The sequence below is a fragment of the Kiloniellales bacterium genome (assembly GCA_030064845.1).
GTDB lineage: Bacteria > Pseudomonadota > Alphaproteobacteria > Kiloniellales > JAKSDN01 > JASJEC01.
Map to the genome: position 1 here is coordinate 30,734 of JASJEC010000025.1, position 21,724 is coordinate 52,457.

Annotated in this window: 19 protein-coding genes; 9 read left to right on the forward strand and 10 right to left on the reverse strand. The window is 68.7% G+C overall.

Translation table 11 applies throughout. The annotated features are described in order from the left end of the window. Window positions 1-62: 62 nt before the first annotated feature. From QNJ67_11380 to petA, 3 genes are read right to left on the reverse strand one after another with little or no spacing between them, the layout of a single operon-like run. Window positions 63-830, reverse strand: coding sequence for a cytochrome c1 (locus QNJ67_11380; protein ID MDJ0609567.1), 768 nt, complete (start codon window positions 828-830; stop codon window positions 63-65). Continuing rightward, window positions 830-2,128 (reverse strand): cytochrome b/b6, encoded by a 1,299-nt coding sequence (locus tag QNJ67_11385; GenBank protein ID MDJ0609568.1) that lies wholly within the window; start codon window positions 2,126-2,128, stop codon window positions 830-832. The genes QNJ67_11380 and QNJ67_11385 overlap by 1 nt, the downstream gene beginning before the upstream one ends. Window positions 2,129-2,142: 14 nt before the next feature. After that, complete coding sequence (petA, locus tag QNJ67_11390) at window positions 2,143-2,691, reverse strand: ubiquinol-cytochrome c reductase iron-sulfur subunit (protein MDJ0609569.1); 549 nt, start codon at window positions 2,689-2,691, stop codon at window positions 2,143-2,145. Window positions 2,692-3,038: 347 nt separating this feature from the next. On the opposite strand from petA, the gene QNJ67_11395 reads away from it, so the two are divergent. The 4 genes from QNJ67_11395 (at window position 3,039) to speE (ending at window position 8,561) form a co-directional block, all read left to right on the forward strand. Next, window positions 3,039-3,521: a tRNA (cytidine(34)-2'-O)-methyltransferase gene (locus QNJ67_11395; GenBank protein ID MDJ0609570.1), complete on the forward strand. Its 483-nt coding sequence runs from the start codon at window positions 3,039-3,041 to the stop codon at window positions 3,519-3,521. Then, the gene (gene hemF / locus QNJ67_11400; protein MDJ0609571.1) at window positions 3,508-4,371 is read left to right on the forward strand and encodes an oxygen-dependent coproporphyrinogen oxidase; all 864 of its coding nucleotides are present in this window, start codon (window positions 3,508-3,510) and stop codon (window positions 4,369-4,371) included. The genes QNJ67_11395 and hemF overlap by 14 nt, the downstream gene beginning before the upstream one ends. 229 nt (window positions 4,372-4,600) lie before the next feature. Next, a complete protein-coding gene (locus QNJ67_11405) occupies window positions 4,601-7,588 on the forward strand; it encodes a DUF2914 domain-containing protein (GenBank protein MDJ0609572.1) in 2,988 nt (995 codons plus the stop codon). Window positions 7,589-7,709: 121 nt separating this feature from the next. After that, entirely contained in the window at window positions 7,710-8,561 is an 852-nt protein-coding gene (gene speE, locus QNJ67_11410) for a polyamine aminopropyltransferase (protein MDJ0609573.1), read from the forward strand. Between the two features lie 6 nt (window positions 8,562-8,567). Here speE and QNJ67_11415 read toward each other — a convergent pair whose 3' ends face one another. From QNJ67_11415 to QNJ67_11430, 4 genes are read right to left on the reverse strand one after another with little or no spacing between them, the layout of a single operon-like run. After that, the gene (locus tag QNJ67_11415) at window positions 8,568-9,797 is read right to left on the reverse strand and encodes a CCA tRNA nucleotidyltransferase (protein MDJ0609574.1); all 1,230 of its coding nucleotides are present in this window, start codon (window positions 9,795-9,797) and stop codon (window positions 8,568-8,570) included. Next, the gene (locus QNJ67_11420) at window positions 9,794-10,084 is read right to left on the reverse strand and encodes a hypothetical protein (protein ID MDJ0609575.1); all 291 of its coding nucleotides are present in this window, start codon (window positions 10,082-10,084) and stop codon (window positions 9,794-9,796) included. The genes QNJ67_11415 and QNJ67_11420 overlap by 4 nt, the downstream gene beginning before the upstream one ends. Continuing rightward, a complete protein-coding gene (locus tag QNJ67_11425; GenBank protein ID MDJ0609576.1) occupies window positions 10,081-10,716 on the reverse strand; it encodes a CoA pyrophosphatase in 636 nt (211 codons plus the stop codon). Before QNJ67_11425 ends, QNJ67_11420 begins: the two co-directional genes overlap by 4 nt. Beyond that, window positions 10,713-11,282 (reverse strand): DUF1285 domain-containing protein, encoded by a 570-nt coding sequence (locus QNJ67_11430; protein MDJ0609577.1) that lies wholly within the window; start codon window positions 11,280-11,282, stop codon window positions 10,713-10,715. Before QNJ67_11430 ends, QNJ67_11425 begins: the two co-directional genes overlap by 4 nt. A 113-nt stretch (window positions 11,283-11,395) precedes the next feature. Here QNJ67_11430 and QNJ67_11435 point away from each other — a divergent pair, with 113 nt between their 5' ends. The 5 genes from QNJ67_11435 (at window position 11,396) to QNJ67_11455 (ending at window position 18,901) form a co-directional block, all read left to right on the forward strand. Beyond that, on the forward strand, window positions 11,396-12,352 hold the full coding sequence (locus QNJ67_11435; protein MDJ0609578.1) for a MoxR family ATPase: 957 nt from the start codon (window positions 11,396-11,398) through the stop codon (window positions 12,350-12,352). Beyond that, window positions 12,352-13,248, forward strand: a complete 897-nt coding sequence (locus tag QNJ67_11440; GenBank protein ID MDJ0609579.1) for a DUF58 domain-containing protein — start codon at window positions 12,352-12,354, stop codon at window positions 13,246-13,248. Before QNJ67_11435 ends, QNJ67_11440 begins: the two co-directional genes overlap by 1 nt. Before the next feature lie 3 nt (window positions 13,249-13,251). Beyond that, window positions 13,252-15,984: a DUF4159 domain-containing protein gene (locus QNJ67_11445; GenBank protein MDJ0609580.1), complete on the forward strand. Its 2,733-nt coding sequence runs from the start codon at window positions 13,252-13,254 to the stop codon at window positions 15,982-15,984. Next, complete coding sequence (locus QNJ67_11450) at window positions 15,981-18,065, forward strand: hypothetical protein (GenBank protein MDJ0609581.1); 2,085 nt, start codon at window positions 15,981-15,983, stop codon at window positions 18,063-18,065. The genes QNJ67_11445 and QNJ67_11450 overlap by 4 nt, the downstream gene beginning before the upstream one ends. Window positions 18,066-18,139: 74 nt before the next feature. Further along, the gene (locus QNJ67_11455; GenBank protein ID MDJ0609582.1) at window positions 18,140-18,901 is read left to right on the forward strand and encodes an SDR family oxidoreductase; all 762 of its coding nucleotides are present in this window, start codon (window positions 18,140-18,142) and stop codon (window positions 18,899-18,901) included. Window positions 18,902-18,936: 35 nt separating this feature from the next. On the opposite strand, the gene QNJ67_11460 is transcribed toward QNJ67_11455, so the two are convergent. The 3 genes from QNJ67_11460 to QNJ67_11470 form a co-directional block, all read right to left on the reverse strand. Then, entirely contained in the window at window positions 18,937-20,139 is a 1,203-nt protein-coding gene (locus QNJ67_11460; GenBank protein ID MDJ0609583.1) for a CoA transferase, read from the reverse strand. Continuing rightward, a complete protein-coding gene (locus tag QNJ67_11465) occupies window positions 20,136-20,885 on the reverse strand; it encodes a CoA-transferase (protein ID MDJ0609584.1) in 750 nt (249 codons plus the stop codon). The genes QNJ67_11460 and QNJ67_11465 overlap by 4 nt, the downstream gene beginning before the upstream one ends. Then, on the reverse strand, window positions 20,882-21,724 hold an 843-nt coding region (locus tag QNJ67_11470), incomplete at its 5' end, for a CoA-transferase (protein ID MDJ0609585.1). The genes QNJ67_11470 and QNJ67_11465, both read right to left, overlap by 4 nt.

The window sequence follows — 21,724 nt, forward strand, 5'->3', positions numbered from 1 at the left end:
CGCAACGAAAAAAGGGCCGCCCTTGAGGCGGCCCTTTTCTGGTCAGGCGACGCGGGCGCTAGCTACTTCTGCACGTCGGCCCAGATCTTGCGCATGCTGGCGTAGAACAGGCCGGTCAGCACGATGAGGAACAAAATCACCGAAACGCCGGTCGACTTCCGTTCCTCCATCTTCGGGTCTGCTGCCCACATCAGGAAAGCGGAGACGTCGGCCGCCGACTGCTCGATCGTCGCCTCGGTGCCGTCCGCGAACTCGACATCGTCGCCCCAGAGCGGCTGCGCCATGGCGATCTGATGCCCGGGGTAGTAGGCGTTGTAGTTCATGCCCTCCGACATCTCGAAGTCGGCCGGCGGCTCGACGTAGCCGGTCAACAAGGCGTAGATGTAGTCGGGACCGCCGGCGCGTGCTTTTGCCAACAGCGACATGTCCGGCGGCAGGGCGCCGCCGTTCGCCGCCCGCGCCGCGTTGTCGTTGGGGTGCGGCGAGGGGATGCGGTCCGACGGTAAGGCCGCGCGGGTGAACATCTCGCCCTCATCGTCGGGACCGTCGATGACCTCATACTCCCGGGCGATCAACTTAACTTCCGCGGCGGTGTAGCCCAGGTCCATCAGGTTGCGGAAAGCGACGTACTTGAGCCCGTGGCAGGCGGCGCAGTTCTCGCGGTAGATCTGTAAACCGCGTTGAAGCTGCGCCCGGTCGAATTGGCCGAAGATGCCGTTGAAAGACCAATCCTGCTTCGGCACCGCTACCGCCTCGGCAGCCCGCGCCGCGAGGGGCGCGGTGCCGAGCAGGCCAACAAGGCAGATGGCGCCCAGGGTCTTTCTGATCATCACGCCTTCTCCATCGGCTTCGCTGTCGCCCCGGCGGCCATGCCACCACCCCCAAGGACCGGCTTAGATATCGACGCTGGTATGGGTCTCGGTGTCTCCAGGATGCTGAGCAGGGGCAGCACCAGCAGGAAATGGGCGAAGTACCAGAAGGTCGCGATCTTGCCGATCACGACGAAAGGCACGCCATAGACCTCGCCCTCCGCCGGGTTGGCACCGACCCAGCCGAGCACGAAGCAGACGAAGACGAAGAGCCAGAAGAAACCCTTGAACCACGGGCGGAAAGCGGCGCTGCGCACCGGCGAACGATCGAGCCACGGCAGCACGAAGAGAATCAGCACCGATCCGAACATCAGAATTACGCCGCCCAGCTTGGCCGGCACGATCCAGAAGAGATCGAAGTCGACCGCGCGGAGGATCGCGTAGAACGGCAGGAAATACCATTCGGGCACGATGTGCGCCGGCGTCGAGAGCGGGTCTGCCTCGATGTTGTTGTCCGGGTGGGCCAGAAACTCGGGCGCGAAGAACACCATGGTGCAGAGCGCGATCAGGAAGACGCCCACCCCGAACATGTCCTTGACCGTGTAGTAGGGGTGGAAGGGGATCGTGTCCTGCGGACCCTTGGTGTCGATCCCGATCGGGTTGTTCGAGCCGAAGCGGTGCAGCGCCCAGATGTGCAGCACGACCACGCCCAGGATGACAAAGGGCAGGAGGTAGTGCAAAGCGTAGAAGCGATTGAGCGTCGGGTTGTCAACGTTCGGCCCGCCCCAGAGCCAAGTGGTGATGGCATCGCCGACCAGCGGGATCGCCGTGAAGAAGTTGGTGATCACGGTCGCGCCCCAGAAGCTCATCTGGCCCCAAGGCAGCACGTAGCCCATGAAAGCGGTCGCCATCATGAGCAGCAGGATGACCACGCCCAGCATCCAGAGCAGTTCTCGCGGCGCCTTATAGGAACCGTAGTAAAGCCCGCGGAACATGTGGATAAAGACCACGATAAAGAAGAACGAGGCGCCGTTCATGTGGATGTAGCGGATCAGCCAGCCGTAGTTGACGTCGCGCATGATCCGCTCGATCGAGTCGAAGGCGTGATCGACGTGCGGCGTATACTGCATCGCGAGCGTGATGCCGGTCACGATCATGATGACCAGGGTCAGTCCGGCCAGCGACCCGAAGTTCCACCAGTAGCTCAGGTTCTTAGGACAGGGGTAGCCCGAACCGAGCGAGTGGTCGAGGAACGAGAAAATAGGCATCCGGTACTCGATCCAGCGGACCACCGGATTCTTGAATTGCACATCGCTCATGGCCTCAACGCCTCCTAACCGATCTTGACGGTTGTGTCGTCGACGAATTCATAGGGTGGTACCAGCAGATTCTTCGGCGCTGGGCCCTTCCGGATTCGCCCGGAGGTGTCGTAGTGGGAGCCGTGGCAGGGGCAAAAGTAGCCGTCGTACTGCCCTTTCGGCTCACCAGCTTTTTGTCCTTTCGGGATGCAACCCAGATGGGTGCATATGCCGACAATGACTAGCCAATCTTGCTTTTCCGTACGGTCGGCGTCGGTCTCCGGATCAGGCAGATCGGCGATGTCGACGGCGTCCGCGGCGGAGATTTCTTCGGGCGTCCGGTGGCGGATGAAGACCGGCTTGCCCTGCCAGGTGACGGTGATCGCCTGACCGACCTCGATCGGCGAGATGTCCACCTCCACCTCGGCCAGGGCGAGCACTTCCGCCGAGGGGTTCATCGAGCTGATGAGGGGCCAGACCGCGAACCCGGCGCCGACCGCGCCCACGGCGACTGCCGTCAGGTGGAGAAAATCGCGCCGTGTCTCGCCGTCTTCCGACCCGGCCTCGTTAACTGTGTCTGCCATCCTATAGCGTCCTCTCCGTTGCAACGCGGCGGGTTCGTTCCGCCCGCCCCGTGCTCACCAAGATCCCTGCCGTCGTCCTCGACAATCTACGCTCCGGCCCGCAGGCCGGACCAAGCGCTACCCCGGTCGGGGCGCTGCCTTCGATCCGACCTGGACCAGCCCTTGATTTAGAGGAATTTCTCCAGGAACGCAAAGCCCAGAAGCCTGAAAACGGCCGGACTTCACCCAGCCTGCTCCTGGGCCCTGTTCGGCGCCCTCGCACGGGCCGGCTTGCGCCAATCCGTCGATATGGACGAGAGTGCGCCCGGTACGTTTAACAGGGAAACAGCACGGATCCGCCTTCGACCATGCGACTTGCGCTCTTCGAACCGGATATCCCGCAGAACGCGGGCGCCCTGCTGCGCCTCGGCGCCTGCCTCGGCGTGCCCGTGGACGTCATCGAGCCCTGCGGCTTTCAATTCGACGACCGCAAGCTCAGGCGGGCCGGGATGGATTACTTGAAGGAGAGCAGCTGGCGGCGCCACGTATCCTGGACGGCCTTTCGGCCGACCCTCGAGGGACGCCTCGTCCTGCTGACCACGGCCGGTGACCGGGTCTATTCGGATTTCAGGTTTCTGCCGGCCGATACATTGATGGTCGGACGGGAATCGGCGGGCGTGCCCCCGGCGGTCCATGCGTCCGCCGACGCCCGTCTGCGCATTCCCATGCGCGAGAACATGCGGTCGATCAACGTCGCCCTGGCGGCGGCGATGGCTCTGGGCGAGGCCCTGCGCCAGACCGGTCTGCAACCAGCAACATGCACGGGGAAGAAGAGCGATGCCGTTGCCTAGCGAAGAGCAGAAGAAGGAGGCCGCCGCCTGGTTCGAGTCGCTGCGCGACAAGATCTGCGCGGCCTTCGAGGCTTTGGAGGATGCGCAGACCGAGGAGAACGGCGGTGGCGGCGGTGGTCTCCCGCCCGGCCGTTTCGAGCGCAAGTCCTGGGCGCGCGAGGGCGGCGGCGGCGGCACCATGTCGATCATGCGCGGCCGCCTGTTCGAGAAGGTCGGGGTGAACATTTCCACGGTCTGGGGCAGCTTCTCGCCCGAGTTCGCCAAGCAGATCCCGGGCGCCGATGAAAACCCCAGTTTCTGGGCCAGCGGCATCTCGCTGGTCGCCCACATGCGCTCGCCCAAGGTGCCCGCGGTCCACATGAACACCCGGCACGTGATCACCACCAAGTCCTGGTTCGGCGGCGGGGCGGACTTGAACCCCATGGTGCCCGTGGCCGCCGACACGGAAGACTTTCACGCCGCCTTCAAGGCCGCCTGCGACAAGCACGACCCCGAGTACTATCCGCGCTTCAAGGCCTGGTGCGACGAGTACTTCTTCATCAAGCACCGCGGCGAGGCGCGGGGCGTCGGCGGGATCTTCTACGACTATGTCGATACGGGCGACTGGGCTGAGGACCTCGCCTTCACCCGCGATGTTGGTCTCGCCTTCCTGGACATCTACCCGACACTCGTTCGGCGCCATATGGCAGAGCCTTGGACCGATGAGGACCGGCAGCATCAGCTGTTCCGGCGCGGCCGCTACGCCGAATTCAACCTGCTCTACGATCGCGGCACGAAGTTCGGCTTGATGACCGGTGGCAATCCGGAGGCGATCCTGATGTCGCTGCCGCCGGAGGCCGCATGGCCCTGAGACTCGCTGGCGCGGCCAAGTAAGCGGTGGCGGATTTGATTGAAAGACACCATAAATTTGACACTGGTCGGCCACGGGCCGCCGGTCGATGCTAGATCATTAGTCAGGGTCCGGGCCCGTCCGGCGAGTCTTGACGCGCAGGCCGAGTGTCTGCCGCGTCGCTTGCCGTTGCGTCGGCGGGCGCTGTTTCTGGGGCCGAGGGGCGAAAGCAGTTACCGGAGAGCAGTCCGTGGGCGGTTCGAACGAAACTGATCTGACCGGCGTTCATCCTTTCAGCATCATGCCGGACGCGCGCCTCTTCTACCGGGGGCGCTCCGTCCGCGCGTGCTTTGACAGCCTCCTGACCGGCGTCCTGGAGCACCAGGGTATGATGCTGCTGGTCGGCGAAGCGGGTATGGGCAAGACCACGCTGTTGCTCAACCTGCAGGACGCTCTGGAAGAGGCCGGCTGTCTGATCGTCTATCCCCGCCGGCCAATGCTGTCCTTCGACGAGCTGATCGAGACCTGCTGTCAGGCTGCCGGAATCGACGGAGAGGAGGTCGAGCGCATCGGCAAGGTGCACGCCTTCACCAACCTGCTGATCCGCCAGGTCGACGACGGCAGCACGACGGCGATCCTGATCGATGACGCCCAGGCGGTGTCCGACGACTTCCTGATAAGCCTCGCCCGGCTGACCAACATCAGAAAAGCCGGGACTCGGCTGCTGCAGGTGATCCTCGCTGGCCAGCCCGTGCTGGTCGAACGCCTGAGCGCCTCGGATCAGCCCTTCGTGCAGGACTGCGCGATCGCCTACCGGCACCTCGAAGCCCTCGGCAAGGCCGAGATCAAGGACTACATAGGCTTTCGCCTAGACCGGGTGGGACATCGTGGGCCGCTGTTCACCGCCAAGGCGGTCAAGCGGATCGGTCTGCTCTCGGCCGGCGTTCCTCAGGTGATCAACCAGCTCTGCGGCGTCAGCCTCGAGCTGGCCGGTCTGGAAGAGTCGCCGAAGGTCTCCCAGGAACAGGTCGATGCCGCCGCCGACGATCTCTTCAGCGGTGATGAATCGGCCGCACCCTCCCCGAGCGCCGACCCGGCGCCGAGCGAGCCGCATCCAAGCCAAGAGGCGCGCCGCCACCGAGCTGCCGTTCCCGACCAGGGACCATTGGAAAAGACCGAGGTGGTCGAGGAGGAAGCCTGGCTCGAGAAGGCCTTCGCCGAAGACGAGGTGCCGAGCTCGCCCGATCTCCCTGGGCCGGCGCCTGAACCCGCGGCGGGCCCCGTCGCGGATCCCGATGGCGAGCCGGAGCCGGTTGCCATCGATTGGGGATCGCTCGAGGCTGGACTGGCCGACCGCCGGCGCGGTGGCGTGGAGTCGTCCGACGCAAAGCCGGTCAAGGTGGTGCCTCTCTATCCGGACAGCTCCGTGAGGGAGACGCGCGAGCCGGGCAAGGCCGTCGCCGCGGCCCGGTCGCGTCCGCGCAATCGCGGGGTGATCGCGGCCATGTTTCTGGTCGGTCTGCTGTTCGGCGGCGCCGGCGTGGGCGCGCTCTGGTTCTCGGGCAACGCCGGTTCCGGCCTCGTGGCGCTCCAGGACTCCGGAGGGCCAGGGAACGACGTCTCCAATCTGACTGAAGACCCCGTACCCAGGTCATCCAGGCCGGACGACGCCGGATCGACCAGCGCCTCCGAGCTCGCCGCCGCCTCCTCTTCCGCCACCACGCAGGCCGCCGGACCCGCCCCCGGCGAAGCCACGCAGGCTGCCCGAACTGCCGGCGAAGAAGATCCGGCCCCCGTCTCCCGGAATGCCGTCGCACCGGCGAGCAATGGCAGAGTCGCGGCTGCTCCAGCAGAGACCAGAGCGAGCCCGGCGCCGGACGGGTCGGCCGAAACGGTGCCTGATCCGGTCGTCTTGGCGACGGCGCCGGCCGACGCAACGGCTTCGTCGGAAGCCATCAGGATTCCAGAGCCGCCGGCGCCGGCGGAGAACGCTCCCGTGACCAGCGCGCCCGACCCGCCGAGGGTGCCGCCGGTCGTCCCGCGGCAGAAGCCGCGCCCCGACCTGCTGGCCGCGGCGCAGGAACGCAAACGATCGGACGGCGGAGCGTCGCCGACGTCCGATGCGTCGCCGCCCGCTCCCACCGCTGTTCCGGCGCCGCCCGCTCCCACCGCCGTTCGAGCGCCGAAGAGGAAGGTCATCGCGCTCGCCCCGCCAGTTGATAGCGGCCTGCGGCCTGCCTCGCCGGCGGCGGCGTCGGACCGCAATCCGCGGGTCGCGGCGCCAATCGCTTCGGTCGCCCGGCCGCGCGCCACCGCGCCGGTCGCAAACGATCCACTGGCCGCCGCCGCGCAGATCACGCGACGACAGGCGCAGACGCGCGCCGCGCCGGACGATGCCGGCAAGCCGATGTCGCTGCTGCCGCCCGGACTGGCGGAGACGCCCGATCCGGCCGGAGCCGGGCCCAGCGAAAGGGTGGTTCGCCCGGGACCCGAGCCGGAGGCCGGCGATCGGATCGGCCCTGTCGGTCTCGCTGCCGCGGTGCCGCGGGGCGGCGAGGCGGGCGCCGAGCCCTACCGGCTCCAGTTCGCCTCCCTGGCTTCACGATCCGATGCAGAGCGGGAGCGTGCGCGGCTGGTCGAGCGCCATTCGGATATCCTCGGCGTCTACGACCTCACCATCACCAAGGGCGACGTCGAAGGACGGGATTTCTACCGCGTCCGTTCATCGCCGCTCGACGATGGAGAAACCGCCTACGACACCTGCGTCGAGATGGCCAACCGGGGTCAGGACTGCATGGTGCTGCGCGGCGACACCGTGGTGCTGAACGGCGACTCCAGCGTGAAGGTGGCCGGCGCCATCGGCGCCGTGGCGGCGGTCGAGGCCGCTGCCGCGTCATCGGGCGCCGCCTTCGCGCCGCAGGGCGATCTGACCGTGCTCGACTTCGTGGTGAGCCGCGAGGTCGAGGACCGCGAGCCGGTCGGCAAGACCAGTGTGTTCTCGGCGGGTGAGCGCCTGGGCTACGCCTTCGCGCGGGTCCGGAATCTGGGCGCTCCGGCCAAGGTCGAGTTTCTTTGGCGCCGGGACGACCGACTGATCTCGCGCTATCGGACGACGATCGGCAGCTCCGTCCGGTGGCGCACCTGGAGCCAGGCCGAGCTTCGGCCCGGCGCGTGGCGTGTGACCCTGGTCGAGGAAGACGGGGAGGTGCTCGCTCAGGCGGAGTTCCTGGTCGAGTAGCCGACTACAAGCGTCGGAAACCGGCCGAACCACGTTTTTTCGCTTGGCCGCCGCCGCCGCGTTCGTGGTATCCGGAGACACCGGTCGGCTTGTTCGGCTCTCCGACGCGGGGTAGCGCGGCGTGACAACCTGGTTCGAAGAGATCGATACGAATGGCTTCTCGGCCAGGCTGGCGGTCGACCGCTACGTCTGCCGCACCCGGACCGAGTTCCAGGACCTCGCCATCTTCGACACGCCGCTGTTCGGCCGCGCCTTGGCGCTCGATGGCGTGGTGCAGACAACTGAGAAGGACGAGGCCGCCTACCACGAAATGCTGATCCAGGTGCCGATGCTGGCCCACGGGTCCGTGCGCCGGGCCCTGATCATCGGCGGCGGGGACGGCGGTGCACTCAGAGAGATCCTGAAGCACCGCGACGTCGAGAAGGTCACGATGATCGAGCTCGACAAACAGGTGGTGGAGCTCTGCCGGCAACACCTGCCGATGCTGTCGGACGGCGCGTTCGACGATCCACGGGCCGAGGTGCTGTTCGAGGACGGTCTCGCCTATGCCGCCCGGAGCCGGGAACGCTTCGACCTGATCGTTGTCGATTCGACTGATCCCTTGCCGGGACCAGGCGAGGTCCTCTTCTCGGACGCCTTCTATCGCGATTGCCGGCGCCTGCTCGGCGACGGCGGCGTGCTGATCACGCAGTTCGGCATGCCCGCGCTCTATCCCGATCCGATCTCCGCCGCGATTCAGCGCCTGCAGGCGCAGTTCGCCGACGTCGCGCTCTATACCGTCGCCGTGCCCGTCTTCGCCGGCGGCGCCATGGCTTTCGGCTGGGCGACCGACCGACCGGAACTGCGCCGCGTCGGGCGGGATGTGCTAGCCGAGCGACTCGACGGCGCCGGCCTCGCGCCGAGGTTCTATACGGCCGATGTTCATCTCGCGAGCTTCGCCCTGCCCAAGCCCGTCGCGGCGCTGCTCGAATAGCTTAAATCAGGAAGCGGCCGCGAGGTCGCGCAGGCGCGCCAGGCAGTGCTCGCGGCTCGGCTCGAAGTCCTGCTCGACCCACCAGGCCTCGACAGCCTCCAGCAGAGTTCCCAGGCTGGCGCCGGGCGCGAGCCCGAGGTCGAGCGCGTCGCGGCCCTTGATTGGAAAGCGCGGCGGGCTCCAGGACACCGCAAGCGCCAGATTGCGGTGGGCGGCGTCCGAGTCGGGCCCCTTCGGATGCACAGCCCAGGCGAGGCACAAGCGGTCCCGGATCGCGGTGCCGCCGTCCCGATAGATCGCTCGGCGCAGTTCCCGTTCCGGCATATCCACGCGCGGTGTGGCGCCGTGGCCGGCCATGGCGATCAGCCGGTCCCGCTCCGCGTTGGACAGGCGTAGCCGCTCGGCCACCGCCGCGGGGTCCGAGCGCAGAAGCGCGCCGAGGCGCAGCAGGGTGTCGGGCCGGGGCGATTCGATCCCGAGCGACAGTAGGCTTTTCAGGACGTCCGGCGCGCCCAGCTCGGGAAGCACGGAAGCCAGGATCTTCTCCTGGTCCATGACCTCGAGCACGGGCACGGGATTGTTGGCCTGCAGCAGGCGGAGCAGCTCCGCCCGCACGCGCTCGCCCGAGAGGCGCGTCAATTCGCCGGCCGCCGCGGCGGCTGCCTTGAGGCCCTCCGGGTCCGGTTCGCCGCGGCCGTAGAAGGCGTGAAACCGAAAAAACCGCAACAGGCGAAGGTAGTCTTCGGCGATCCGCTGGCGCGCCTCGCCGACGAAACGCACCCGTCCCTCTATCAGGTCGCGGTGCCCGCCGAAGGGATCGAATAATCGCCCGTCTATGCCGCAGGACAGGGCATTGAAGGTGAAATCGCGGCGCGCCGCGTCGGCTTCCCAATCGTCGGTGAAAGCCACCGTCGCGCGGCGGCCGTCGGTTTCCACGTCCCGGCGCAGGGTCGTGACCTCGAAGGGCTGGTGGCTGCTGACCGCGGTGACTGTTCCGTGGGCCAGTCCGGTCGGCACGGCCTTCAGACCGGCCGCCTCGAGCAGGGCGATCACCTTTTCGGGCGGGTCCGGCGTTGCGAGATCGATGTCGCGCACCGGCCGGCCGGCCACCGCGTCGCGCACGCAGCCGCCGACGAAGCGCACCTCCGTGCCTTCGGCGGTGAGCGCCTCGACGACGGCCCGGGTCTCCGGCGCCGTCATCCACTCCTGTTCGTCGAGGCGCCCCCCGGGTTTCATGGCGGCGTCAAGGGTGGGCCCAGGCCTGGTGCGGTTCCCGGCGTGAGGATCGAGAAGGGAACCAGCAGCGAGCCGAGCTCCTGACCGCTATAGAAGCGCCAGAACACGAGGGAGGCGACGGCGAGCAGAGCCCCGACGAGGGCGATGTATCCCCAGGGCCCCTCCTTGAAGCTAGGCTCCGGCTTTCCGGCCAACCGCGCCTTTACGCGCGCAAAGTAGACATAGAGCCAGTAGACGATGAAGGGCAGAACGATCGGCAGAACGACCGTGATGAGCTTACGGATCATGGACGGCTTAGGACCTCCTCGAGGTTCACCAGCATGCCGGCGGTCGCGCCCCAGATCGTATGGCCGCCGAACCGGTAGACGTAAAAATAGCGCTCCTTGCCTTCGTAGTGGCGGCTCCGCGTCTGCCGATTGCCCGGGTCGAGCAGGAAGTCCAGCGGCACCTCGAAGACCTCGGCGACCTCGAAGCTGTCCGGGGCCAGGGGGAAGGGCGGGGTCACGAGGCCGACCAGCGGCGTCACCTCGAAGCCGGTGCGGGTGACGTAGGTATCCAGGCGGCCGGCGATCCGGACGTGGCGGCGCGGCAGGCCGACCTCCTCCTCGGTCTCGCGCAGCGCGGCGGCCTCGGCGTCCCGATCCTGCGGATCGATGCGGCCGCCGGGAAAACTGACTTGCCCGGCGTGGTCGTGCAGGTGATCGGTGCGCTTGGTGAGCAGGACCGTCACGCCGGACGGGCGCTTGACGAGGGGCACCAGGACCGCGGCCGGCGTCAGGGCCATGCCGGGGCGATAGAGGTCGGGATTTAGGTCGTGATCGCCGCGCGGGCGTTCCGCGCCCGCCGGCCCGCTGGGCGCGGTGCGGATCGTCGTCGGGCCGGGCGCGCGCAGTCGCTGGAGGATCTTCTCCGGCGTCACGCAGGCCTGCCGAGGGGAAAGAACGAGCCGTGGCTCCACAGGCCGAGCCATTCGACGCCGTCGACTCTCCTGGTGTCCGCCAGATTGGCCATCTCGTAGTAGACGCTGCGCAGGATGAGTGCCTCCAGATTGTCCCTGACTAAGATATAGGGCCTCGGCTCTCCGGTGGCAGGGTCTTCCGAGACGCGGATCGGATGGTCGAGACCGGCCTCGACCCAGTCGTCGACATTGTTTCGGAAGGCGAGCACCTGCTGCGGACCGCTGCCGCGCGCCGCCAGCTCGACCGCGGTGAAAGGTGCGTCCTCGACGGTTATGCGGGCGCGCTCCACCGGGGTCACCAGCCAGTAGTCACCCGCCGCGTCCCGTTGCAGCACGGTGGAGAAAAGCTTGACCAGCGGTTTGCGCGTGATCCGACTGCCCTGGTAGCTCCAGGTGCCGTCGCGCGCGATCCGCAGCCCGGTATCGCCGTCGGCTTCACGACCATTCGACCTCTCGCGCTGGTAAGCGGGGTCGGAAATACCTATCTTTGACGGGGTGTCAGCGGACCCGTTTTTCGGCTTGGTCATGACGTCTCAAGTATCAGCCCCATCGGGCCCCTCGCAATCAGGAGATCGAACAGGTGAGTGCAACGCCGACAGTTCCCGTTGAGAGCGCCGATCCGGAAAAGCTCGCCGGCGAAATCGAGGTTCTCGGCCGCAAGCTGCAGCAGGTGCGAAACAGCATCGGACGCGTCATTTTCGGCCAACAGGAGGTTGTCGATCAAACACTTATCACGCTGCTCGCCGGCGGTCACGCGCTCCTGATCGGCGTTCCGGGACTGGCGAAGACCAGGCTGGTCGAGACCCTCGGCACCGTCTTCGGTCTGGACGACAAGCGCGTTCAGTGCACGCCCGATCTGATGCCGGCGGACATCCTCGGCTCGGAAGTGCTCGAGGAACAGGAGGACGGCCGGCGCGGCTTCCGCTTCATCGCCGGTCCGGTGTTCTGCCAGCTGCTGATGGCCGACGAGATCAACCGGGCGAGCCCGCGCACCCAGTCGGCGCTGCTGCAGGCCATGCAGGAGCGGCGCGTCACCGTGGCCGGCCACGGCCACGAGCTGCCGCGTCCCTTCCATGTGCTGGCGACGCAGAACCCCCTGGAGCAGGAGGGCACCTATCCGCTGCCCGAGGCGCAGCTCGACCGTTTCATCATGGAGATCGAGGTCCCCTATCCGGATATCGAGGCCGAACGGCGGATGCTCATCATGACTACGGGCGCCGAGCAGGCCGGCGCGGTGCAGGTCATGGACGGCGACGAACTGATGGCCGCACAGCGCCTAGTGCGCCGCGTCCCGGTCGGCGAGAGCGTCGTCGATGCGATCCTCGGGCTGGTGCGCAACGGCCGGCCCGACACCACGGACATCACCGATGTCAGCAACCAGGTCGCCTGGGGTCCGGGACCCCGCGCCAGCCAGGCGCTGATGCTCGCTGTGCGCGCCCGCGCGCTGCTGGAAGGCCGACTGGCGCCCTCGGTCGACGACGTGGTCGCCATGGCCGGGCCGATCCTGCGCCACCGCATGGCGCTGAACTTTGCGGCGCGCGCCGACGGCGTGACCATCGATCAGGTGATCGAACGACTGGCGGCTCCCTACGCGTGATGGCCTCTTCCGCTCTGCCCCTGCGGAGACGCGCTGAGCAGCTCGCTTCCACTCTGCCACCGCTCCTGGTGGCCGCGGAACGGGTCGCGGCGAGCGTGCTGCAGGGCGTGCACGGGCGCCGGCGCGTCGGTCAGGGCGAGACCTTCTGGCAGTACCGCCACTACGAGTCCGGTGACACGCCGCAGCTGATCGACTGGCGGCAGTCCGGCAAGTCCGACCACGTGTTCGTGCGCGAGATGGAGTGGGAGGCCGCGCAATCAGTCTGGATCTGGCGCGACCACTCGCCCTCCATGGACTGGTCTTCCGGCAACGCCATCGTGCGCAAGCGGGAGCGCGGCGATCTTCTGGCTCTGGCCTTGAGCGTGCTGCTGATCCGCGGCGGCGAACACGTCGCACTGCTGGGCACGGGCGAACGGCCGATGACCGGCCGCGGCGCGCTCAGCAGGCTGGCCTTCGCGATCGCCGGGGACAACGCGCCCGCTACGGAACAACCGCAAGCCGATCTGCCGCCAGTGCTGCCCTTGCCGCGCAACGCCCACGTGGTTCTGCTGAGCGATTTCCTGTCGCCGCTCGAGGAAGTCGACCGCGTGGTGCGAGGCTTCGCCGAGCGCAGCGTCAAGGGACACCTGTTGCAGATCCTCGATCCGGCGGAGGTGAAGCTGCCCTACGAGGGACGGGTCCGCTTCGAAGGGCTGCAGGGCGAGGACTCGTGGCTGCTGTCACGCGTCGAGTCCGTGCGCGGCTCCTACTTGAAGCGACTGGAGGCCCATCACGACGGCCTCGCTGCGCTGGCCCGGACCGTCGGCTGGACCTTCTCCTGCCACCACACCGACCGGCCGCCGCAGGCAGCTCTCCTGGCGCTCTACGTCGCCCTGTCGCAGTCGCTGGGGACCTGAACCATGCTGGAACTCGGTCCTCTCGCCTTCGCCCAGCCCTGGATCCTCGCCGGGCTTCTCGCGCTGCCGCTGCTCTGGTGGCTGCTGCGCGTGACGCCGCCGGCGCCGCGCATGCTGCGGTTCCCGGCGATCCGCCTCCTCTTCGGGCTCGAGCCGCCGGAGGAGACGCCGGCGCGCACGCCCTGGTGGTTGATCCTGCTGCGCACTGCAATCGCGGTCCTCGTCATTCTCGCCCTGGCGCAGCCGATCCTCAATCCGGCCGATCGGTTGAGCGGTGACGGACCGCTGATCGTGGCGGTGGACGACGGATGGGCCGCCGGCCGGTATTGGGGCGACCGGCGCGCCGCGATGGAGAGCCTGCTCGCCCAGGCGGAACGGGAGGGCCGTTCGGCGGTCGTCCTGACCACGGCGGCGAGCGAGCTGGACGAGCCGGTCTCTGTTTCCGGGGTCATGACCGCCGGCGAGGCGCGGCGCCGGCTCGGCGGCCTGGTGCCGAAACCCTGGCCGGTCGACCGCGCGGCCGCCCTCGCCGCCCTAGAGGAGCAGAGCTTCGAAGGCGCGGCCGACGTCGTCTGGCTGTCCGACGGCTTTGACGACGGCGCGGCCCGCGACTTCGTCGACCGGCTCGGCGCGCTCGGCTCGGTGCGGGTTCTGCGCGACGGCGACGGCGCCATGCCGCACCTGATCCGGCCCCCGGAACTGGACGGTGTTGCGCTTCGGCTGCGTGTCGAGCGGGCGGTGGCGGGCGCCCCGGAGCAGGTCGTGATCCTGGCGACGGCTGAGGACGGCACCCTGGTCGCCCGCAGCGTCGTAAGCTTCGAGGCCGACGAGCGCCTGGCCGCGGTCAGCCTCGACCTGCCGGCCGAGCTGCGCAACCGCATAGCGCGCCTGGCGATCGAAGGCCAGGAGCACGCGGGGGCCGTGCTGTTGCTCGACGAGAGCTGGCGGCGGCGCCCGGTCGGCCTTGTCGCGACTGGTCCGCTCAAGGAAAGCCAGCCTCTGCTCAGCGAGATCTATTACCTCGAGCGCGCGCTGGCGCCCTTCACCGAGCTGCGCAAGGGCGAGATCGACGGGCTGCTGCGCGGGCGCCTCGCCGTCATTGTCCTGCCCGATCTCGGCGGTCTGCCCGCGGAGGCGTCGAACAAGCTGAGCGCCTGGGTCGAGGAAGGCGGCCTCCTGCTCCGATTCGCCGGCGCCCGGCTGGCGGAGGATTCCGGCGACAGTCTGCTGCCGGTCACCCTGCGCGGCGGCGGGCGCACGCTCGGCGGTATCATGACCTGGGACACGCCGGTGCGGTTGGCCGCGTTCGATGCCCGGAGCCCCTTCGCCGGGCTGAGCGTGCCCCAGGACGTGCTGGTCAATCGCCAGGTGCTGGCCGAGCCGGCGCTCGATCTGGCGGACAAGACCTGGGCCCGGCTGGCCGACGGCACTCCCCTGGTTACGGCCGAGCCGCGCGGCGAGGGCTGGGTCGTGCTGGTGCACACGACAGCGAACACGGACTGGGCGAACCTTTCGCTCTCGGGTCTCTTCGTCGAGATGCTGCGGCGGACCGTGGCGACGAGCCAGGGCGTGCGCAGCGAGAGCGACGAGACCCGGGCGCTGGCGCCGCTCGAAACGATCGACGGCTTCGGCCGGCTGGGCGCGCCGCCGCCCACGGCCCTCTCCGCCGGGCCCGAGGTCTTCGACGAGGGCCGGGTCGGCCCCCGGCATCCGCCCGGCTACTACGGCGACGTCGGCTGGAAGCGGGCCCATAACCTGGTGGACGCCGCGCCGTCGCTGACACCGATCCGGGACCTGCCGGCCGACGTGGCGGTCGAGACCTACAGCCGGGACGCGGAGAACGATCTGAAGCCCTGGCTGCTGGCGGCCGCGCTCGTCCTGCTCCTGCTCGATCTCCTGATCGCGCTGGCGCTGCGCGGTATGCTCCGCCCGGCGCTGCGCGCCAGCGCCGCTTCCGTCGCGCTGCTCGTTTTCCTGCCGGTCAGCGACCTCGCCGCGCAGAGCGCCGCCGCCGACCGCTTCGCCATGGAGGCCACGCTGCATACCCGCCTGGCTTACGTGAAGACCGGCGTGCCGGCGGTCGACGACGCCAGCCGGGCCGGTCTGTTCGGCCTCAGCCGGGTGCTGCAACGCCGCACCTCGATCGAGGCGGCGGCGCCACTCGGCGTCGATCTCGACCGCGACGAGCTGTCCTTCTTCCCGCTGCTCTACTGGCCCATCACGGCCGAGCAGCGCGACCTCACGGAGATCGCCCGCCGGAAGATGGACCACTTTCTGATCAACGGCGGGACGGTGCTCTTCGACCTCCAGGAGCAGAGCACTGGCGTTCAGCTGCTGGGCCGGGTCAGCCGAGGCACCGAGGCGCTGCGGCGCCTGACCGCGGGCCTGGAGATTCCCCCGCTGTCGCCGGTCCCGCCGGACCACGTCATGACCAAGTCGTTCTATCTGATGCAGGACTTTCCCGGACGCTTCTCCGGCGGCGCGGTCTGGATCGGCGCCACGGAAGGCCGGGTCAACGACGGGGTCGCCTCGGTCATCATCGGATCGAACGACTGGGCCCGCGCCTGGGCCGTCAACGAGTTCGGCCGGCCGCTCTTCGCCGTCGTGCCGGGGGGTGAGCGGCAGCGCGAGCTGGCCTACCGTTTCGGCGTCAACCTCGTGATGTATGCGCTCACCGGCAACTACAAGGCGGATCAGGTGCACGTACCCTTCATCCTGGAGCGCCTGGGCCAATGACCGGGCAGCTCAGCATCGCCTGGTCGCCGCTGCTGCCTTCGACGGTGATGATCGCGCTGGGCGTCGCGACCCTGCTGGTCCTGCTGCTGGTCCTGTGGCGCCGGGCACCCGGCGCCTGGTGGCGGGTCTTGGGCGCCGGCGTCCTGCTGCTGGCGCTGGCCAACCCCTCGCTGGTCGAGGAGGAGCGCGACCCGCTCGACGACATCGCGCTCATCGTCGTCGACGAGAGCCCGAGCCAGCGGGTCGAGCCGAGACCGGAACAGAACGAAGCGGCGCTCGCCCACCTGACGGAAACGCTCGAGGGAATAAGCGACCTTGACACCCGGGTCGTCCGGGTCGCCGGCGGCGGTCTCGGCGAGGACCAGCAGGGCACGCGGCTATTCTCCGCGCTGCGGCAGGCGCTCTCCACGGTGCCGCGCCAGCGTGTCGGCGGCGTGATCGTGGTCAGCGACGGCCAGATCCACGACGTGCCGGACAATCTGGACGCGCTCGGCTTCGATGCGCCGATCCACCTCTTGCTGACCGGTCGCGAAGAGGAGCGGGACCGGCGCATCGTGATCACTCACGCGCCGCGCTTCGGCATCGTCGGCCGCGAGCTGACGCTCAAGTTCCAGGTCGACGCGCTGCCCGACCGTGACTCGCGAGAACCCGTCGTCGTCACCTTGCGCCAGGACGGCGGCCCGCCCCGGATCCTGCAGGTGCCGACCGGCGTCGAGCAGGAGGTGACCTTCGGCCTCAAGCGTCGCGGCGGCAGCATCATCGAGCTCGAGGCCGAGGCCGGCCCGGAAGAGCTGACGCTGATCAACAATCGCACCGCCGTCGAGGTCAACGGCGTGCGCGACCGCTTGCGCGTACTTCTGGTATCGGGCGAACCGCACGGCGGCGAGCGGGCCTGGCGCAACATCCTGAAGTCCGATCCCTCGGTCGATCTGGTTCACTTCACGATCCTCAGGCCGCCCGAGAAGCAGGACGGCACGCCGATCCGGGAGCTCTCGCTGATCGCCTTTCCGACCCGCGAGCTCTTCGAGGTCAAGCTCGACGAGTTCGATCTGATCATCTTCGACCGCTACCGGCGCCGCGGCGTGCTGCCGACCATCTACCTCGATAACATCGCGCGCTACGTCGAGAAGGGCGGCGCCTTGCTGGAGGCGGTCGGGCCGACCTTCGCGACGCCGCTCTCGCTCTATCGCACGCCGCTGGGCCGCATCCTGCCGGCCGAGCCGAGCGGCAACATCTTCGAGGAGGGCTTCCGCCCCGCCCTGACCGAACTCGGTCGGCGGCATCCCGTGACCGCGGCCCTGCCGGGCTCGGACGACGGCCCGAACGGAGGCCCGTCCTGGGGCCGTTGGTTCCGTCAGATCGACGTTTATCCCGCCGCCGGCGCCACCGTGATGAACGGGATCGGCGGACGGCCCCTGCTGATCCTCGAGCGGGTGGGCGAGGGACGGGTCGCCCAGATCATGAGCGACCACATGTGGCTCTGGTCGCGCGGCTTCGAGGGCGGAGGCCCGCAGGCCGAGCTGCTGCGCCGCGTCGCCCACTGGCTGATGAAGGAGCCCGACCTGGAGGAAGAGGATCTGCGGGCCACGGTGAACGGGAACCGGCTCGAGGTGCAGCGCCGCTCCCTCGACCTCGATCTGCCGCCAATCCGGGTGACTCTGCCTTCGGGCGCGGTCGAGCAGCTGACCCTCCAGGCGGGCCCGGACGGCAAGTCGGTCGCGGTCATGGAGGTGACCGAATCGGGACTTTACCGGGCCAGCGACGGTGAGCGGACTGCGCTGGCCGCGGTCGGCCCGCTCAATCCCGCCGAATTCGAGGACCTTCGCGCCACCGCCGAGCGGCTGGAGCCCCTGGTCGACGAGAGCGGCGGCGCGGTGGTCAAGCTGGCCGCCCAGGGTCTGCCCGATCTGCGCCGGGTCAAGCCGGGCCGGGACCGCCACGGGCGGGACTGGATCGGCCTGCAGGCGAACGGCGGCTATGTCGTGACCGGGGTGGCGCAGGCGCCGCTGCTCCCGGCGATCCTGGTCCTGCTCCTGACGATTGGCGGAATCATGATGGCCTGGTGGCGCGAAGGGCGCTAGAGCAGATTCACATGTTTAGATGGCAACCACGTAGTGGTTCCATCTAATCATGATCCGCTCTAGCCTGGACCGCCATGGCAAGCTCGGAAACCGCGGAGACCATTCGGCCCGGGGCCGTCGCCTTGGTGACCGGTGCGAGCGGCGGCATTGGCCACGCCGTCGCCGAAGGCCTGCTCCAACGAGGGCTCCGCGTGATCTGCGCGGCGCGGCGGCAGGAGCGGCTGGAGGAGTTCTACGCCGCCCGGCTCGAAACGGCATACCCGCTCTGTCTGGACGTGACCGACCGCGCCGCGGTCGCCCAGTTGCTGGAGACCCTGCCCGAGAACTGGCGGGAGATCGACGTCCTGATTGCCAACGCCGGTTCGGACGTCGGCGGCCGGCAGCGCTTCGACCGGGGCGATATGGCCGACTGGGCCTCCACGATTGAAACCAACGTGACCGGCCTGATAGGGGTCTGCCACGCGGTCATCCCCGGCATGCTCGCGCGCGGCCGGGGCCATGTCGTCACCTTGGGATCGATCGCCGGCCTGGGCACCTACGCGGGCGGCTCGATCTATGCGGCGACCAAGCACGCCGTCCGAGCCTTCACCGAGGGGCTGCGCAAGGACTACAAGAACGATCCGATCCGGATCACCGAGATTCTTCCCGGCCTGGTCCGGACCGGCTTCGCGGAGGCCCGTCACCGGGGCGACAGCGACAAGGCGGCCGCCTTCTATGATTCCTTCCTTGCCGCCCTGGAGCCGGAAGACATCGCCGCCGCTGTTCTCTTCGCTCTCGAACAGCCCGAGCGGGTCAACATCGCCCAGATTGTCGTGACGCCCTCCGGCGACAAATAGGGCCCCGCAATTCCGGCCCTTTTGAGAAGTTCGGGCTAGATCTTGCGCCGTTCCTCGATCAGCACGCCGCCCTCCGCCAAGCCCTTGATCTCCTCGGCGGAGAAGCCGAACTCCGCCAGGATCTCGCGTCCCTGGGTGCCGAAGGGTGGCGGCGTGTGCCGCAGCGAACCGGGCGTCCGCGAGAACTTGATCGGCAAGCCCCAGCCCCGGTAGCCGTCGCGCTGGAGGTCCATTTCTCGGTGCTGGGTGTGGGCGTGGGCCATGACCTGGGCGACGTCGTGCACCGGCCCGATCGGGACGCCCTTGGCCAGCAGGCGCTCGCAGATCTCTTCGCCGTCGACCTGGGCCAGGCTCTCGCGGAGGGCCGCGTTCAGGTCTTCGCGGTGGGTTACGCGGCCCGCGTTGTCCTGAAAGCGCTCGTCCGCCGCCAGGTCGGGCCGGTCCAGGGCTTGGCAGATGCGCTGAAACGCCCGGTCGTTGCCCGCCGCGATGAAGATATCGACGGTTCTGGTCTCGAACTTGTCGTAGGGCGCGATGTTGGGGTGGCCGTTGCCGGTCTGTACCGGGACCTTGCCGGAGAGGGCGTAGTTCGGGATGTGGGGGTGCATGAGCGCGATCCCCGAGTCGTAGAGCGTCAGGTCGATGTACTGACCCTGGCCCGACCTCTCGCGCTCCTGCAGCGCCATGAGGATGCCGATGGCGGCGTAAAGTCCGGTGCCGATGTCGACCATGGGAATGCCGAGGCGCGTCGCGCCCGACTCGGTCGTGCCGTTGATCGAGAACATGCCGGTCATGGCCTGGATCACGGCGTCGTAGCCCGGGTAGCCGCCGAGGGGGCCGTCGGACCCGAAACCGCTGATGCGGCAGTGGATCAGCCGCGGAAAGCGCGCCTTCAAGACCTCCTCGTAGCCGAGGCCCCACTTTTCCATGGCGCCCGGCTTGTAGTTCTCGATCAGGACGTCGGCCCGCTCCAGCAGGCGCAGCAGCACCTCCCGGCCTTCCGGCTTCGACAGATCGAGGCCGAGCGACCGCTTGTTCCGGTTGACCCCGATGAAATAGGAGGCGTCGCCGTCGCGGAACGGCGGGCCCCAGTCGCGCACCTCGTCGCCCTGGGGCGGCTCGATCTTGACGATCTCCGCGCCGTGGTCGCCCAGGACCTGGGTGCAATAGGGGCCGCCCAGCACCCGGGTCAGATCGATCACCACCAGCCCGGTGAGAGCGCCCCCGGTTCCGGTCACGATGCGGCCCTCGCTGTCTCGCGGTTGAGCACCCGGGCGGCGAAGTGCGGATAGGTCTCGGCGATCGCGGCGCCGACCGCGCCGCGGATCATCGCCAGAGTCGCTTCGTCGGGTTTGGCGGTTTCCGGCACGGGCTCGTCCAGGTCGAAGTCGAACCCGGTGTTCTCGGCGATCGACGCGACGCTTTCGCCCGGATGCCGGCTGGCCAGGCGGAAGCGGCCGGCGGCGCGGTCGAAGGCGAAGACGCAGCGGCCGGTGACCAGGGCGATCGGCCCGCCGGGGCGGTAGACTTCGGCCGGGCTGGTGCCCGGCGCACTGACGAAGTCGACCTTGGGCACCAGCGTGCGGGTCGAGTGCTCGGGCTGGAACAGGATGATGCGCGGTACCAGGAAGGCCAGGTAGGCCGAGCCGAAGCTGCCCGGGAAGCGCACCTCGCTCCGCGGATAGCCGCCGATGCCGACCAGATTGATGTTGGCGCCGCCGTCGATCTGGGCGCCGCCCAGGAAGAAGGCGTCGATCCGCCCTTGGGCCGCGCAGTCGAACAGCTCCCGTGCGCCATCGGTGAAGAAGTTGTCCCGCTCGCTGCCGAGCAGCGAGACCCTGAGCCGGCCGCCGCTCCGCGCCTTGGCGAGAAGCGCGGCGGCGCCCGGGATCGGCGAGGCCGCGCCGACCGCGACGTGGTCGAGGTCTTCCAGCATCGGCGCGATCGTCGCGATCAGCAGCTCTTCCTTGCAATACGCCATCATTCGGCGGCCGCCCTGGGGCCCGCCGATTGCGCCAGATAGCGCGCGAAACCGGCCTCGCTGCGCGCCGCCTCGGCGTAGCGGCGGAGCTCGTCCGCGTCGGCCGGGTAGCAGCCCCGAAGGCCCAGCGGCCAGGCGCCCCGGGGCGCCTCGGCGAGCGCCGAGACATAGAGCGCCGGGATGGTGCCGGCCGCCCGCGTGTCGTCGGCGAGGAGGTCCTCGTCGGTGATCTCCTCGACCGTCACCAGCGTCAGCCGCGACGCGTGCGCCATGGTCATCAGCTCGCGCCGGACGCCGATCCAGACGTTGCCTTCCCGGTCCGCCAGCGGCGCGTGAAACAGCGCGACGTCCGGCTTTATCGCCGGCAGGGCCAGGATCGGATCGTCCGATTCGAAGGGGTTCTCGATCACGTGCCAGTCCGGCCGATGGGTCAGCAGGTCGGAGCCCAGGATGCCGCGCAGCGGCAGGAACGGCAGGCCCTTCTCAGCCGCCTGCAGCGCCGCGTGAATCGCCGGGCAGGTGGAATCGCGGATCTCGATACGCCCCGTCTTGACGGCCTCCGTGAAGCGCGGCGCCGGGCCGTGCTCGCCCAAGGTCACCGCGGCCGCCTCAACGGCGGCGACGCAGCCGGCGCCGATCAGCAGGTCGGCCTGGAACCCCATCTGCGGCACGGCGAGCAAGCTCAGGTCCCGGGCGCCGCGGCGGATCAGCGCGCGCACGGCCGCCATGGCGCAGCCCGAGTAGTCCGGCGGCAGCGCCAGGAGGCAGTCGTCCGGCACCAGGGCGGCGATCTCGTCGGCTGAAGCGGCGAAGTCGGTCATCGGGGCATCCTTTCGGCTCCC